This window comes from Xanthomonas sp. NCPPB 3582 (assembly GCF_041475735.2).
GTDB lineage: Bacteria > Pseudomonadota > Gammaproteobacteria > Xanthomonadales > Xanthomonadaceae > Xanthomonas > Xanthomonas codiaei.
In genome coordinates, this window is record NZ_CM192968.1 from 1,729,916 (window position 1) to 1,744,128 (window position 14,213).

Genomic DNA, 14,213 nt, shown 5'->3' on the forward strand with positions numbered 1-14,213 from the left:
ATGAAATTCGATACTCCTGCAGGTACCAACCCGACCGATCAACTCAGGATCGTCGGCAAGCCCGTGGACCGCATCGACGGGCCACTCAAGACCACCGGCCAGGCGCCGTATGCGTACGAGCATCACGATCTGCCCGGCCGTGCCGCCTATGGTCACGTCGTGGGCGCGGCTATCGCCAAGGGCACCATCCGCAGCATCGATCTGAGCGCAGCGCGCAGCGCCCCCGGCGTGCTGGGCATCGTTACCGCACAGAGCGCAGGAAAATTGCAGAAGGGCAAGCTCAATACCGCCAGATTGTTGGGTGGGCCGGAGATCCAGCATTACCACCAGGCCATTGCCGTGGTGGTTGCGGAGACCTTCGAGCAGGCACGCGCCGCCGGCCAGTTGATCAAGGTGGACTATGGGCGCCACGTGGGTACCTACGATCTGGAAAAGGCGCGCGGCGCTGCCAAGGTCGCCAAGTCCGGCGGTGCACCCAATAGCACCGTAGGCGACTTCGCGGGTGCATTTGGCGCGGCACCGGTGCAGCTGGACGCCGAATACACCACCCCGGATCACTCGCACGCGATGATGGAGCCGCACGCGTCGATCGCGATGTGGGAGGGCGACAAGCTCAGCGTCTGGACCTCCAACCAGATGATCGCCTGGGGCGCGCGCGATCTGGCCACCACGCTCGGCATCCCGCGCGAGAATGTGCGGATCATGTCGCCTTATGTGGGTGGCGGATTCGGCAGCAAGTTGTTCCTGCGTGCCGACGCGCTGCTGGCGTCGCTGGCCGCGCGCGAGGTCGGGCGGCCGGTGAAGGTGATGCTGCCGCGGCCGCTGATCGCCAACAACACCACGCATCGCCCGGCCACCATACAGCGCATCCGCCTCGGCGCCGGGCGCGATGGCAAGCTCACCGCGATCGCCCACGAAACCTGGTCTGGCGACTTGCCCGACGGCGAGCCGGAGATCGCCGCCGCGCAGACGCAGTTGTTGTATGCCGGTGCCAATCGCCTGATCGCCACGCGCCTGGCGGTGCTCGATTTGCCCGAGGGCAATGCGATGCGCGCGCCTGGCGAAGCGCCCGGGTTGATGGCGCTGGAAGTCGCCATGGACGAGATGGCCGAGAAACTGCAGATGGATCCGGTCAAATTCCGTGTCGTCAACGACACCCAGGTCGATCCGGAAAATCCGCAGCGTCCCTTTTCGCAGCGGCAGCTGGTCAAGTGCCTGGAAGAAGGTGCCAAGCGGTTCGGGTGGTCCAGGCGCAATGCCAAGCCCGCCAGTACGCGCGATGGTCGCTGGCTGGTAGGAATGGGCGTGGCCGCGGCGTTTCGCAATGCGCCGGTGATGACATCCGGCGCGCGCATGCGGCTGGAGCAGGGTGGACGCGTGGTGGTGGAAACCGACATGACCGATATCGGCACCGGCTCCTACACCATCATTGCGCAGACCGCCGCAGAGATGCTGGGCGTGCCGCTGGACTGGGTGGACGTGCGGCTGGGCGACTCCAGCTTTCCGGCATCTGCCGGTTCGGGCGGGCAGTGGGGCGCGAACAGTGCCACCGCCGGCGTCTACGCGGCAGCAGTGAAACTGCGCGAGGCCATTGCCGCCCGGCTCGGACTGGACCCGGCCAGGGCCGAGTTCGCCGATGGCCATGTGCGTGCCGGCGGCAAGCGCATTGCGCTTGGCGATGCTGCCGCCAATGGTGCATTGGTGGTGGAAGACAAGATCGAGTTCGGCGATCTCGCGAAGAAGCAACAGCTGTCCACCTTCGGCGCGCACTTTGTCGAGGTTGGCGTGGACATCGCCACCGCGGAAATACGCATCCGCCGCATGCTTGCGGTGTGCGCGGCCGGCCGCATCCTCAATCCCAAGTCTGCGCGTAGCCAGGTCATCGGCGGCATGACGATGGGCGCGGGTGCGGCCTTGATGGAGGAGCTGGCGGTGGACAAACGCTTCGGATTCTTCGTCAACCACGATCTGGCCGGATATGAAGTGCCGGTGCATGCGGATATTCCGCACCAGGACGTGGTGTTCCTGGACGAGAGCGACCCGATGTCCTCGCCGATGAAGGCCAAGGGCGTGGGCGAACTCGGCATCTGCGGAGTGGCGGCGGCGATCGCCAATGCGGTCTATCACGCCACCGGAGTGCGCGTGCGCAATTACCCGGTCACGCTCGAGAAGCTGCTGCCGCACCTGCCCGAGTCGCTGCGCGCGTGAGCGCGGTGGTCGCACCGGTCAGCCAGGCGGCACCGGCCCAGTCCGCGTGGCCCGCGTGGCCGGGCTACGCCTTGCATGAGGATCTGTTGCCCATCCTGACGGCATGGCAGCGCGCCGGGCAGCGCGTTGCGATGGCGACCCTGATCGATGTGCAGGGATCCTCGCCGCGACCGCTGGGCAGCGAGATGGCGATCAGCGCCGATGGCAGGGTGGCCGGTTACGTGTCCGGCGGCTGCGTGGAAGCGGCGGTGGCGCACGAGGCCGCGGCCGCCCTGCGCGATGGGCAGCCGCGTTGGCTGGACTACGGCGAAGGCAGCCAGGTGCTGGATATCCAGCTCAGCTGCGGTGGACGCATCGGCGTGCTGGTGTGGCCGGTGCCGGATCTGGCGGAGTACTTGGCGCGCTGGCGCAATGCGCGCCAGTACCGGCGTGCATTCCATGTCGCGCTCGACCGCGTGACCGGGGCCGTACGCTATCCCGCCAGCGCCCAGGACGCACGTGCGAGCGAATTCGTGTGTGTGCATCGCCCTCCGTTGCGGATGGTGGTGGTCGGCGCCGATCCGGCGCTGTTGGTGCTGGTGTCGTTGGCCAGCCAGATGGGCTTCGAACTCCGCGTCTTGCGGCCGCACGGCCCCAGCGAACCGCCGCCCGGTCTGGCGCCGGAGCATTACGATCGCCGTGCGCTGGGCGATGCGCTTGCAGCCTTGCAGCTGGATGCGAACACCGCGTTGTACAGCCTGGCGCACGATGGCGAGATCGACCTGCAGGTCGCCTGCCGCGGCCTGGCGTCCAACGTCGCGTGCATCGGGATCCTGGGTAGCCGGCACAAGCGCCAGGCGCGCCTGCAGGCACTGCGCGCCCTGGGGCACGACGATGCGGCGCTCGCGCGCCTGCGGCTGCCTGCCGGCTGGCGCATGGGGCGGTCATCGCCGCATACCATCGCGCTCGGCATCGTCGCCGAAGCCACGCAGGCCGTGGCAGACGCGCAGGTCAGTTTCGGAGCCGAACAGGCGCACAGGTAACGTTCGGTAGGGTGGCTTGCCGCATCCGGTGCCCGCGTTGCTTCACGAACAGGCAGCAGACCTGTGCCCACGCCGCGCATCTGACGTGCCCGCCCGGCCACGATTCGATGGGAGACTGGCCACGCGCATCCGGGGACGGTGTCGCTGCCGACAAGCGGATCGTCGTGAGTGAGCGGCGCCAACGCCATTGCGCTCGATCCATGCTTCTCGCACATCTGCGCAACCCCTCCACTGATGTCTGCGAAGCCCGTGCGTGACAGCTGGCAGGACAGGGCATCACGAACGCAGAACATGCTGGCGCTGCAGTCAGTGCGCGTCATGCGCGTACTACGCGCGCACGTGACGCAGCAGTGCCGTGTGCAGTCACCTCGCACGCACAGTCCGATCTCTACGCTGGGGCCGTCTCCACTGTGTAAGACGTCGGCATGTCTCTTGTTTCTGTCTCAAATGACGACGTGCTCTGCGAGCGATGCGCCATCGACTCGCATGCATCAGCCTGCCACACGCGCCGCTCGCGCGACCGCGCACGCTCTACGGCAGCCTCGGCCTTGTCACGACGCCACAGGCAAGCGCCCAGGTCCATGCAACGCGGCCTTTGCGCATGAACAACGATCACGCGGCGTTGGTACTGGCGGCCGGTGCCGGACGGCGGCTGGGACGTTCCAAGCAATTGCTGATGCGCGATGGCGAAACCTTGCTGCGCCGTGCGGCGCGTATCGCATTGCAGACCGCGCCACGCCGTTGCGTGGTGGTACTGGGGGCGGACGCGGACAGGCTTGCCGAGGTGCTGCACGGCCTCGACGTGGAAGTGCTCACGCACGCGGACTGGTCCGACGGCATGGGGTCCAGTCTTGCGGCATTGCGCCGGCATATCCAGGGTGACGCCAGCGTGCGCCGCAGCCTGATCCTGGGCTGCGACCAACCGGCGCTGGACGCGCCGCACCTGCGCGCCCTGCTGGAGGAGGCCGATCGGGCCAGCTCCGGATGCGCCACCAGCGGCTATGCCGGCGTTCGCGGCATCCCAGCTGTGGTCACGCATGCCGCCTGGGCAGAGGTGGCGCTGACCGCAGACAGCGGCTTGCGCGGCCTGTTCGCAGGCCTGGATGTAGAAACCCTGGGCTGCATCAGCGCGCCGGCACTGGCGCTGGATGTGGACACCCCCAGCGACCTGGAAGCGGCACGGCAGCGCGGCTGGGTGGATCGGGAGTGAGACGCAACGTCGGGTAGCGATCGGCGATACCCGGCAGCTTACGTCTCGGTACGGCGAGGCCCGATCAGGACCACAACACCAGGGCTTCCCTGATCACCAGGACATAGCCCACGACCATCGCGGTCTTGACCGGAAATTGGAACCTTCTGAGCAGATGCATGCGAAAACCCTCCCCCGAGGCGATGTCTATGAGCGCCGGTTTCCCCTGGCGCGCCGTCCACGCTCTGAATGACGGCCGCCTGTGACGATGTCTTCACTCCGTTTGTCGGAATGTAGCTCTGGATGTGACCTATGTCACGTAAGAATTTTCCTACTTCGCCGCCAGTGTCCGCCCGACGGTGCCGCCATTAGGAATTCTGCATGCTGGCTATGCCAAACGCGGAGCCTTCGGCCACTCTCCCGCGGCCCCTTGAGTAAGGGCACGTTGGCTTGACGACAACGCTGGTTTCCCCCGGATCCCCGGTGCGATGCGCTTCTCCCGCGCGGCGTCGCACCATCGTTCGAGCGCGGCACCTACTGGCCGGAGGCCATATGGACGAATCTCGCTACGTCGTACGCATCCACCCCGAGCAGGACGGCTGGTGGGTCACCCGCCCGCAATGGTCGCCGCTGCGCTACCTGCGTGAGCAGGGTGCCCTGGAAAATGCCGAACTGATGGCCAAGCTGCACTGCCTGACCACCGGGCAGCCCAGCGGCGTGGTGCTGGATACGGCCGACGGCGAGCGGGTGGTGCGTCGCTACGGCTGAGCGTCGGTACTGCTGGCCCGCGTCGCTTGCGATGGCGGGCCAGCAGGGGTCTGGCCGTGGTCGGAAAGACGGTTTGTCCACTGTTGCCGTGGGTCTGCAACTGCTGGTCGGCTGGCGTGCAGCCGCCGGCCGCGAGCCACTGAGCGCTCGACAGCTCCATCTTTCGAACAGATACACCGCACTTTTCAGCGTGCTGGCGGCGCCCTGCCCAAGGTCCGGTAGCCGTTTGCGGACCCGGTGGCCCCTGTCACACGGGGCAGGGTATGTCCAGGGTTTGCGTGATCGTCAGGGTCGGTTAGATTCGCTGGCATCGGCCACCCTGGTCCGATCCGCATCGGCGGCCCTCCTGCCGGATCACCGCCTTTCGTGACTGCACCTGCGACCGCCCTGATCCAGAACGACATCGTGGTCTTCGGCCTGATCGCCGCCACCCTGGGCGCCGTATTCTGGACCGCGTCGCGCGAGCACGGGCTTTGGCGTCGGTTCTACGCCGTGGTGCCGGCCTTGCTGCTGTGCTATCTGCTGCCCGGCATCTACAACACCGTCGGGCTGATCGACGGTGCCACTACCCGGCTGTACAACCCCATCGCCCGCGACGTGCTGCTGCCGGCCGCGCTGATCCTGCTGACCTTGAGCATCGATCTGCGCGCGATCCTGGGCCTGGGCCCCAAGCTGGTGGCCATGTACCTGGGCGCGTCGCTGAGCATCATGCTGGGCGCCGTGGTGGCGTTCTGGGTGATGCGCTGGCTGCATCCGGCCACCGTGGCGGGCGATACCTGGGCAGGCATGGCGGCGCTGGCGGGGAGCTGGATCGGCGGCGGCGCCAACATGCTGGCGATGCGCGAGGTCTTCGACGTGGACGCCACCACCTTCGGGCAGTTCGCAGTGGTCGATGTCGGGGTGGGCTATGTCTGGATGGCGGTGCTGATCTTCATGGCCGGGCGCGCCCGCGCGATCGATACGCGCAGCGGCGCCGACACGCGCGCGCTGGATGCGCTGCAGGAGCGCATGGCGCGCTTCCAGGCCGAGCAGGCGCGGATTCCCAGCCTGACCGACCTGATGGTGATCGTGGCAGTGGCCTTTGGCGGCGTCGGCCTGGCGCATGCGCTGGCCAACCCGTTGGCCGCGTGGTGCAAGGCGCACCTGAGCTGGGCCAGCCAGTTCAGCCTGGACGCGCCGTTCGTCTGGGTGGTGGTGCTGGCGACCAGCCTGGGGCTGCTGCTGAGCTTCACCCGCGCACGCAACCTCGAAGGCGCCGGTGCCTCCAGGATCGGCTCGCTGCTGCTGTATTTTCTGATCGCCTGCATCGGCATGCAGATGGACCTGCTGGCGTTGCTGGACCGTCCCTGGCTGTTCCTGCTCGGCCTGATCTGGATCGCGGTGCATATCGCCCTGCTGTGGGGGCTGGGCCGCTGGCTGCGGGTACCGTTGTTCTACTTCGCGATCGGCTCCCAATCCAATATCGGCGGCCCGGCTTCGGCGCCCGTGGTTGCCGCTGCCTTCCACCCGGCGCTGGCGCCGGTGGGCGTGTTGCTGGGCACGATGGGCTATGCCACCGGCACCTACCTGGCCTATCTGGTCGGGATCACCTTGCGCGCGATGGCAGGTGCCGGGTAGCGATGCGGCAAAGCCGCCGCATGCCGTGGAGCTGTTCGACCGAACAGCTCCACGTTTCCGAGCGACAAGACACGCGCGGGCACCACGCTCGAGTGCGATGCGAAGAATCCCCCGCGCCGGCAGTCGCCATGCTGCGAAGCCTTCTGCCTGCGCGCTTCGGCTGCCGGACTACTGCTGGAGCATGCGGCGCTGCTCTTCCTGCTGCTGCACAGGCGGCTGGGCCTGCTGCTGATTGTGCTGCTGCAGCTGGCTGACATTGCCTTGCGCCGGCTCGTTGGCGGCGGAAGCCGTCTGCACATGGCTGCGCAGATGGGTGGGGTCGTCCATGCGTCCCTGCACCGCGATCAGGCTGTCGCCGGTGCGGTTGGGCACCAGATGATCGATGCGCTGCAGGCCGTCATTGCCCGCACGTGCCGCCACGCTGGCTGCCGTGTTGATGAACGCGGTGTCGTCGCGCAGTCCGAGCCGCTCGCGCTGGCCATCCAGCTGCACCACCGCATCGTTGAACAGCTGGCTGCCGGGCTTCAGGGCGGTGCCACGGGCCTGCTCCGACGCCTGCATGTCCTGCGCCTTGATGACCGAATCCATGCCATGCAGATCCAGGCGATGCTTGAGCATCATGCCGGGCACCAGGCGTTGGCCGAACGATAACGGGTCTGGCTCCGGCAACTCGATCTGATGGCCCGCCGCGTTGGGCATGGTCCACTTGAGCGGAATGCTGTCTTCCTGCAGATGGGTCAGGATTTCGTTCTTGACGTGATATCCGCGGATCAACTCGCTGCTGGCGTAGTCCTTGGCTGCCGATGCATCCAGACCCTGGCGTTCGAGCGTGCGGTCGTTGACGCCGGCTGCGTTGTAGGTCACGGCCGGGATGTCATTGACCATGGCCGAGGCTGCGGCCAGGCCACCGCCCAACGAATGGCCGGAAATGACCACCTGATCGCCGAATGCCTGCCTGGCCTGGCTGCCGAGCTGGATTGCCGACGCGTATTGCGCGTCGTCGAACCCCAGGCCCTGGCCGATGTTGTGTTTCCAGTCCTTGCCTTCGTCGGTGCCGCAGAAGCCAAGTACCACCTGGCCCTGATCGTTGCGGTAAAACGCGGCATCGAAGCCGCTCTTGGCATCGTGCAGCAACGCCGGATCGATGCCGGCCTGCTGCAGCGCGCTGTCGTCCATGCGCGACCAGCCGTTGCCTAAGGGGGCGAAGGTTTCGGCGCCGCCCTCGCGGCGCTGGTTTGCGGTGGCGTAGAGGTCTTGCAGCAGTTCGGGAAACTGCCGGTCCTGCGGTTGGGGATGTTGCCCCCGCATCGATTCTGCGAATGGCGTGGATACGGGATTGGAAGACGATGTGTCTGGCGGGCTCATGCGCGGCTCCTTGCGTTCGTCGTACGGAAAGCGCGCTTAGCGGCTGCTTTCCACAGGAATGTCGTGCGCGCTCAACCATGCGCGCACGTCCGATCTGACCTGTTGGCCAGCTGCATTGAGCAGGCGATCCGGCGTGGTGAAGAAATACGCTTGGAAGGTCTTGTGTTGCGCATTGCGGACGCTGGGGTCCACACCGGCTTCGAGCAGTTGCAGTACCACGGGGCTGGCAGCGCCGCTCTGGGCCGCCACATGCAACAGGCTGTTGCCGGTATGGTCGAGGCGCTGCACATCGGCGCCGGCATCGAGCAGCAGGCCGATCTGTGCATCGCGCTTGCTTTGCACCGCGCGGAATATCGGTGTCCAGCCGGCGCGCGCGCTGACCACGTCGATCGGCGCCTTGTGCTGCAACAGGATCTTCAGATAGTGCGGGTCCTGCGCCATTGCGGCCATGTGCACGACCGTTTCCTGGTCCATGCCGGGCAGCGACGGGTCTGCGCCCGCATCGAGCAGCGCATCCAGTGCATGGGGTTGTTCGTTCCAGATCGCCCATTCCAGCAGGGTCACGTTCTGATCGCCGCGTGCGGCGAGATCGACGATGGGGGCGAGGGTCTTGATCCGTGCGACATCGCCACGTGCGATGGCACCGGCAATATCGGTCAGGCCCGGGTCGCGAAAGGCGACGATATGGTCCTTGAGCGTAGCTGACATGGTGGTTTGCTCCTTGGCACCGGGTGAAGCGGTGCATGAGACCGCGAAAAACGAGGTCGCAAGAACGAGCAGGGTAGGGAATCGCGTCTGCATCGAAATCTCCTTGTCCTGATCGCATTCCTGGTGATGCCGCGGCACGTCCCGCCGCAGCGCGGCCGATCCTACCAGTTGCAAGAATCGGGCGCGGTAAGATTTCGTAACCTGCGCCTGCAGTGCCGTTGTACGGCCCGGCTTGCTTGCCGGGTTGCGCAGCCACCCGGGGGGAGGCCGATATCTCTCACAGCGTCACGCATGCGCTGCGCCACAGCCAAGGGTCACAACGCGGCCGGCATAATGGTGCTTTGCGAGCAGATGGGTGTAATGGTCTACGAATTACTGATCAGCGACTGCGATGGTGTTCTTGTCGACAGCGAGATACTGGCCGACCGGGTGATGCGCGAGGAGCTGGCGGCCTTCGTGCCGGCCGAAGCATTGGAGCATCTGCTCGGCACGACGTTCGGGCAGACCACGCGTGAGGTGTTGCTGCGCGTGCAGGAACACTTTGTAGTACAGCTGCCGGAGACCTTGCTGGCACAGATCCAGGCGCGCAGCGAAGCCTTGATCAAGGCCGAGGTGCAGCCGATTGCCGGCGTGCGCGACGCACTGGAGCAGATTCCGTTGCCGCTGGCGGTGGCCTCCAACAGCCGCCGCCATAACGTGATCGCCTCGGTCGAACGGGTAGGGCTCACCGCGCGCGCGGCGGGGCACATCTTCAGCGCCGACATGGTGGAGCGGCCCAAGCCGGCCCCGGACGTCTATCTGTTGGCCGCACGCACCCTGGGCGTTGCGCCGGAGCGTTGCCTTGTGATCGAAGACAGCCCCACCGGTGCCACTGCCGCATTGGCGGCCGGCATGCAGGTGCTGGGGTTTACCGGCGCCAGCCATATTCCGCAGGGTCACGCCGACACCTTGCGTCGCATCGGTGTGCTGGCGGTGTTCGACGATATGCGCGCGCTGCCTGCGTTGTTCGGGCAGCTGGCGCAAAAACGCGCTGGCTGAAAGCTGCCGGCATGAGGTCTTGGGCGCGGTGTCGATGTTGGCGGAATCGCGCCTCCTCGTTGTGCAACTGACTGGGCCAGACCGTCCAATCGACCTGCAATGACAGGGCTGTCGAGTCCTAGCGTCGTTTGAGTGCAGTCGAATGCCGGATCAAAAGCTCGTTGGTTCGAGCGCGCGGTGCCCTCACCGCTTGCGGGACACGCCGCAAGTACGTCCCTGTAGGCTCGGTGGCGGCATCCATGCCGCCAACGGTCCCGCAAGCGGCGAGGACACCGCACCAGGAAGTTGGTCGGTTGCTTTGCTGAGAGCTTGTTGCCCGGCTTGGGTGGCAGACGAGACGTTTGTGGGTTGCGTGCTGCATTCCGTCCACCGCTCGGTTTGCGATGGGGTGATGAGACGCTGGTCGACGCACAGTGATGCGACAAATGCACAGCTTGCAACCATGCACACCTGCCATCTCGATAGGTCCTTGCCCGCTCACCGTCGCGGGACCTTACGCGGCATGGATGCCGCGTAAGAGCCTACAGGGACGTACTTGCGGCGTGTCCCGTGATGGTGGGCGGGCAAGGGCCCTGCAGCGAAGTCGCAGACACACTGCTCTGCCGCGGATCTATCCGCAAAGCCGCAGATCAGCCGCTCTGCCTTGTGTCGCGTCTCGCGATGGTGGGCAGGCAAGAACCCTGCAGCCAGGTCGCAGATCTGCCGCTTCAAAATTCGAGCCATCAACGCAACAGGGCGCGATTCGCATCGCGCCCTGTTGCGTTTTCGACTGCTTGATCAAGCGATCGACCAGTGAATCGATCGCCAATCAACAACAGCGGAACCCGCTCTTGCCACCGTAGCGCGCGTCCTGGCGCTCGCGGAAAAACGCCGGGTAATCCATCACCGGCTTGTCGGGATGTTTTTCCAGCATGTGGCGCACGTAGTTGTCGTAGTCGGGAATGCCGCAGCACAGCCGCGCGGTCTGGATCAGGCGCCGCCAGATACGGCGATGCACCTGGTACTGGCTGGCCAGGACGAGTTGGGTACCCATTACAGGTCCGCCATCTGGTGGGGCTGCAGGGCCACGTACGGGGTTTCGCGGTCGCTGCGTTGCGGGTTGCGGCGTGCCACCACGATCGTCTTGATCGAGTAGATCAGGATCGCGCCCACCACGAACAGGAACAGCACCGTCAGCCCGGTGTTGACGTAGGCATTGGTGACGATCTGCTGCATCTGCGGCACGGTCTTTGCCGGTGCGGTGATGGTGTTGCTGGCGATGGCGGCCTGAAACTTGTGCGCCTGCGCCAGGAAGCCCTGCGCCGGGTTGCTGTCGAAGATCTTGATCAGCCCGGCGTAGGTCGTGCACAGCAGCAGCCATAGCGCCGGCACGATGGTGACCCAGGCGTAGCGGTCGCGCTTCATCTTGAACAGCACCACGGTGCCCAGCATCAATGCGATCCCGGCCAGCATCTGGTTGGAGATGCCGAACAACGGCCACAGCGTCTGGATGCCGCCGAAGGGATCGATCACGCCGGTGTAGAGCAGGTAGCCCCACAGCGCCACGCAGCCGGCGGTGGCGATGATGTTGGCGGCCCAGGATTCGGTCTTCTTCAGTGCCGGAATGAAGTTGCCCAGCAGGTCCTGCAGCATGAAGCGGCCCGCACGCGTACCGGCATCCACCGCGGTGAGGATGAACAAGGCTTCGAACAGGATGGCGAAGTGGTACCAGAACGCCATGGTGTCTTCGCCCGGCAGCAGCTGGTGCAGGATCTGCGCGATCCCCACCGCCAGCGTGGGCGCACCGCCGGCGCGCGCCAGGATGCTGTGCTCGCCGATATCGCGTGCGGTGGCCTCGAGCACCTGCGGGGTGATCGAGAAACCCCATTCGCTGATCTTGGCGGCCACCGCCACCGTGTCGGTGCCGACCAGCGAGGCCGGGCTGTTCATGGCGAAGTAGATGCCCGGCTCGATGATCGAGGCGGCCACCAGCGCCATGATCGCCACGAACGATTCCATCAGCATGCCGCCGTAGCCGATGTAGCGCATATGGCTTTCGTTGGCGAGCAGCTTGGGCGTGGTGCCGGAGGAGATCAGCGCGTGGAAGCCGGAGACCGCGCCGCAGGCAATCGTGATGAACAGGAACGGGAAGATACCGCCCTTCCACACCGGGCCGTCGCCGGTGGAGGCGAACTGGGTCAGCGCCGGCATTTTCAGGTCGGGCATCACGACCAGGATGCCGATTGCCAGCGCCAGGATGGTGCCGATCTTGAGGAAGGTGGACAGGTAATCGCGCGGCGCCAGCAACAGCCACACCGGCAGCACCGAGGCGACGAAGCCGTAGCCGATCAGCATCCAGGTGATCTGCTTGGCGGTGAAGGTGAAGGCCGGGCCCCAGGTGGGATCGGCGGCGACCTTGCCGCCCAGCCAGATCGCGGCCAGCAGCAGGATCAATCCGACTACCGAGATCTCGCCGATCTTGCCGACGCGGACGTAGCGCATGTACACGCCCATCATGAGCGCAATGGGCATGGTGGCGATCACCGTGAACATGCCCCACGGGCTTTCGGCCAAGGCCTTGACCACCACCATCGCCAGCACCGCCAGGATGATGATCATGATCAGGAACGCGCCGAACAGCGCGATGGTGCCGGGCACCTGGCCCATTTCCTCGCGCACCAGATCGCCCAGCGAGCGGCCGTTGCGGCGGCTGGACAGGAACAGCACCACGAAGTCCTGCACCGCGCCGGCGAACACCACGCCCACCACCAGCCACAGCAGCCCGGGCAGGTAGCCCATCTGCGCGGCCAGCACCGGGCCGACCAGCGGTCCGGCACCGGCGATGGCGGCGAAGTGATGGCCGAACAGCACGTGCTTGTTGGTGGGGACGTAGTCCAGGCCGTCGTTGTTGGCGACTGCAGGCGTGGCGCGGGTGGGGTCCAGCTGCATCACCTTGTCGGCGATGAACAGGCTGTAGAAGCGGTAGGCGATCAGGTAGATCGACACCGCGGCGACGACGATCCATAACGCATTGATGTGTTCGCCACGCCGCAGTGCCACGGTGCCCAGGCAGAACGCGGCCAGCAGCGCCAGCGCGCCCCAGGCCAGCTTCGAGAACCCTTTCATGCATGCCCCTCGGAAACGATTCGCCCAAGGGTCCCCCCACGCTCGCCTGCGGTCAATGGCAGCCTCGGGCGGCAGGGTAAAACTTTGGTCGTAGGGTGTTTGGGTGCAAGGTGCGCTAGCGCCATTGCGGCCAGGCCGGCGTTTGGAACGATCGGTTGCAACCGTCGCGATTGGGTGCTGCGCCATGCGCACCCATGATGTCGGCATCCACACACTGCACAGGGACACTGCAATGAGCACCATCACCACCCCGGCGCATGTGCTGCGCACCATCCGCGGCATGCCCACCTCCGACGGCGCCGGCGTCAAGCTGACCCGCGTGATCGGCACCCAGCAATTGCCCGAGCTCGATCCGTTCCTGATGCTGGACGAGTTCGGCACCGAACAGGCCGAGGACTATCTGGCCGGCTTTCCGAGCCATCCGCATCGCGGCTTCGAGACGGTGACCTACATGCTCGACGGGCGCATGCGGCACAAGGACAACCACGGCAACGAGGGCCTGCTGACGCCGGGCAGCGTGCAGTGGATGACCGCCGGGCGCGGCCTGATCCATTCGGAAATGCCCGAGCAGGAATCCGGGCGGATGCGCGGTTTCCAGCTGTGGGTGAACCTGCCGGCACGCGAGAAGATGACCGACCCCAAGTACCAGGAATACGCACCCGACCGCATCCCGGTGGCGCATCCGGCACCCGGCGTGACGGTCAAGGTCATTGCCGGCGCGGTGGATGAGGTGGTCGGGCCGATCGTGCAGCCGGCGACCAGCCCGGTGTATCTGGACATCGCCCTGGATGCCGGCGCGGGGTGGGATTACCTGCTGCCCGAGGGCCACAACGCCTTTGCGTATGCCTTCGAGGGCGCGGTGGCGGTGGGCGAGGGCAATGCCGCGCGCAGCCTGCCGGCGCAGGAGCTGGCTGTGCTGGGCGGTGGCGAGCGCCTGGTGCTGCACGCCGGCGCCGAGGGCGCGCGCCTGATCCTGGTGGCCGGACGCCCACTCAACGAGCCGGTGATGCGGCACGGCCCGTTCGTGATGAACACCAAGCAGGAGCTGATGCAGGCCTTCGTCGATTTCCAGGAAGGGCGCTTTTGAGGCGTTTGAGTGGCGAAGCTGCATCGTCGCGCGTGCACCGGCAGGCGCGTCCTGCAGCACGCGCGCTACAGATCGCGCACAGCCGCTGCGGGATGCAGTTCGAGGG

The 14,213-nt window shown here is 66.1% G+C and carries 11 protein-coding genes; 7 read left to right on the forward strand and 4 right to left on the reverse strand.

Going from position 1 to position 14,213, the window contains the following annotated elements:
- The 5 genes from paoC to ACCQ05_RS07355 all read left to right on the forward strand — a co-directional run bounded on the left by paoC (position 1) and on the right by ACCQ05_RS07355 (position 6,804).
- Complete coding sequence (paoC, locus tag ACCQ05_RS07335) at positions 1 to 2,208, forward strand: aldehyde oxidoreductase molybdenum-binding subunit PaoC (RefSeq protein ID WP_372393373.1); 2,208 nt, start codon at positions 1 to 3, stop codon at positions 2,206 to 2,208.
- Complete coding sequence (locus ACCQ05_RS07340; protein WP_372393374.1) at positions 2,205 to 3,230, forward strand: XdhC family protein; 1,026 nt, start codon at positions 2,205 to 2,207, stop codon at positions 3,228 to 3,230. The genes paoC and ACCQ05_RS07340 overlap by 4 nt, the downstream gene beginning before the upstream one ends.
- Before the next feature lie 601 nt (positions 3,231 to 3,831).
- Positions 3,832 to 4,440, forward strand: coding sequence for a nucleotidyltransferase family protein (locus ACCQ05_RS07345; RefSeq protein ID WP_228962777.1), 609 nt, complete (start codon positions 3,832 to 3,834; stop codon positions 4,438 to 4,440).
- A gap of 531 nt (positions 4,441 to 4,971) precedes the next feature.
- On the forward strand, positions 4,972 to 5,187 hold the full coding sequence (locus ACCQ05_RS07350) for a hypothetical protein (protein ID WP_104540075.1): 216 nt from the start codon (positions 4,972 to 4,974) through the stop codon (positions 5,185 to 5,187).
- Positions 5,188 to 5,553: 366 nt separating this feature from the next.
- Positions 5,554 to 6,804 carry a DUF819 family protein gene (locus ACCQ05_RS07355; protein ID WP_228962776.1) on the forward strand — a complete coding sequence of 417 codons (1,251 nt, stop codon included), beginning with the start codon at positions 5,554 to 5,556 and terminating at the stop codon, positions 6,802 to 6,804.
- Positions 6,805 to 6,972: 168 nt separating this feature from the next.
- Here ACCQ05_RS07355 and ACCQ05_RS07360 read toward each other — a convergent pair whose 3' ends face one another.
- Together ACCQ05_RS07360 and ACCQ05_RS07365 are read right to left on the reverse strand one after the other, a co-directional pair.
- Positions 6,973 to 8,169: a Tle-like phospholipase domain-containing protein gene (locus ACCQ05_RS07360; RefSeq protein WP_372393375.1), complete on the reverse strand. Its 1,197-nt coding sequence runs from the start codon at positions 8,167 to 8,169 to the stop codon at positions 6,973 to 6,975.
- A 36-nt stretch (positions 8,170 to 8,205) separates the two neighbouring features.
- Positions 8,206 to 9,015: an ankyrin repeat domain-containing protein gene (locus ACCQ05_RS07365; RefSeq protein WP_372393987.1), complete on the reverse strand. Its 810-nt coding sequence runs from the start codon at positions 9,013 to 9,015 to the stop codon at positions 8,206 to 8,208.
- 195 nt (positions 9,016 to 9,210) lie between these two features.
- Between ACCQ05_RS07365 and ACCQ05_RS07370 the strand changes: the two genes are divergently transcribed.
- Positions 9,211 to 9,915: an HAD family hydrolase gene (locus ACCQ05_RS07370; RefSeq protein WP_372393376.1), complete on the forward strand. Its 705-nt coding sequence runs from the start codon at positions 9,211 to 9,213 to the stop codon at positions 9,913 to 9,915.
- A gap of 808 nt (positions 9,916 to 10,723) precedes the next feature.
- On the opposite strand, the gene ACCQ05_RS07375 is transcribed toward ACCQ05_RS07370, so the two are convergent.
- Entirely contained in the window at positions 10,724 to 10,948 is a 225-nt protein-coding gene (locus ACCQ05_RS07375; RefSeq protein ID WP_005926176.1) for a YbdD/YjiX family protein, read from the reverse strand.
- Positions 10,948 to 13,020 (reverse strand): carbon starvation CstA family protein, encoded by a 2,073-nt coding sequence (locus tag ACCQ05_RS07380; RefSeq protein WP_372393377.1) that lies wholly within the window; start codon positions 13,018 to 13,020, stop codon positions 10,948 to 10,950. Before ACCQ05_RS07380 ends, ACCQ05_RS07375 begins: the two co-directional genes overlap by 1 nt.
- A 232-nt stretch (positions 13,021 to 13,252) precedes the next feature.
- Between ACCQ05_RS07380 and ACCQ05_RS07385 the strand changes: the two genes are divergently transcribed.
- Complete coding sequence (locus ACCQ05_RS07385) at positions 13,253 to 14,107, forward strand: pirin family protein (protein ID WP_372393378.1); 855 nt, start codon at positions 13,253 to 13,255, stop codon at positions 14,105 to 14,107.
- Positions 14,108 to 14,213 lie beyond the last annotated feature (106 nt).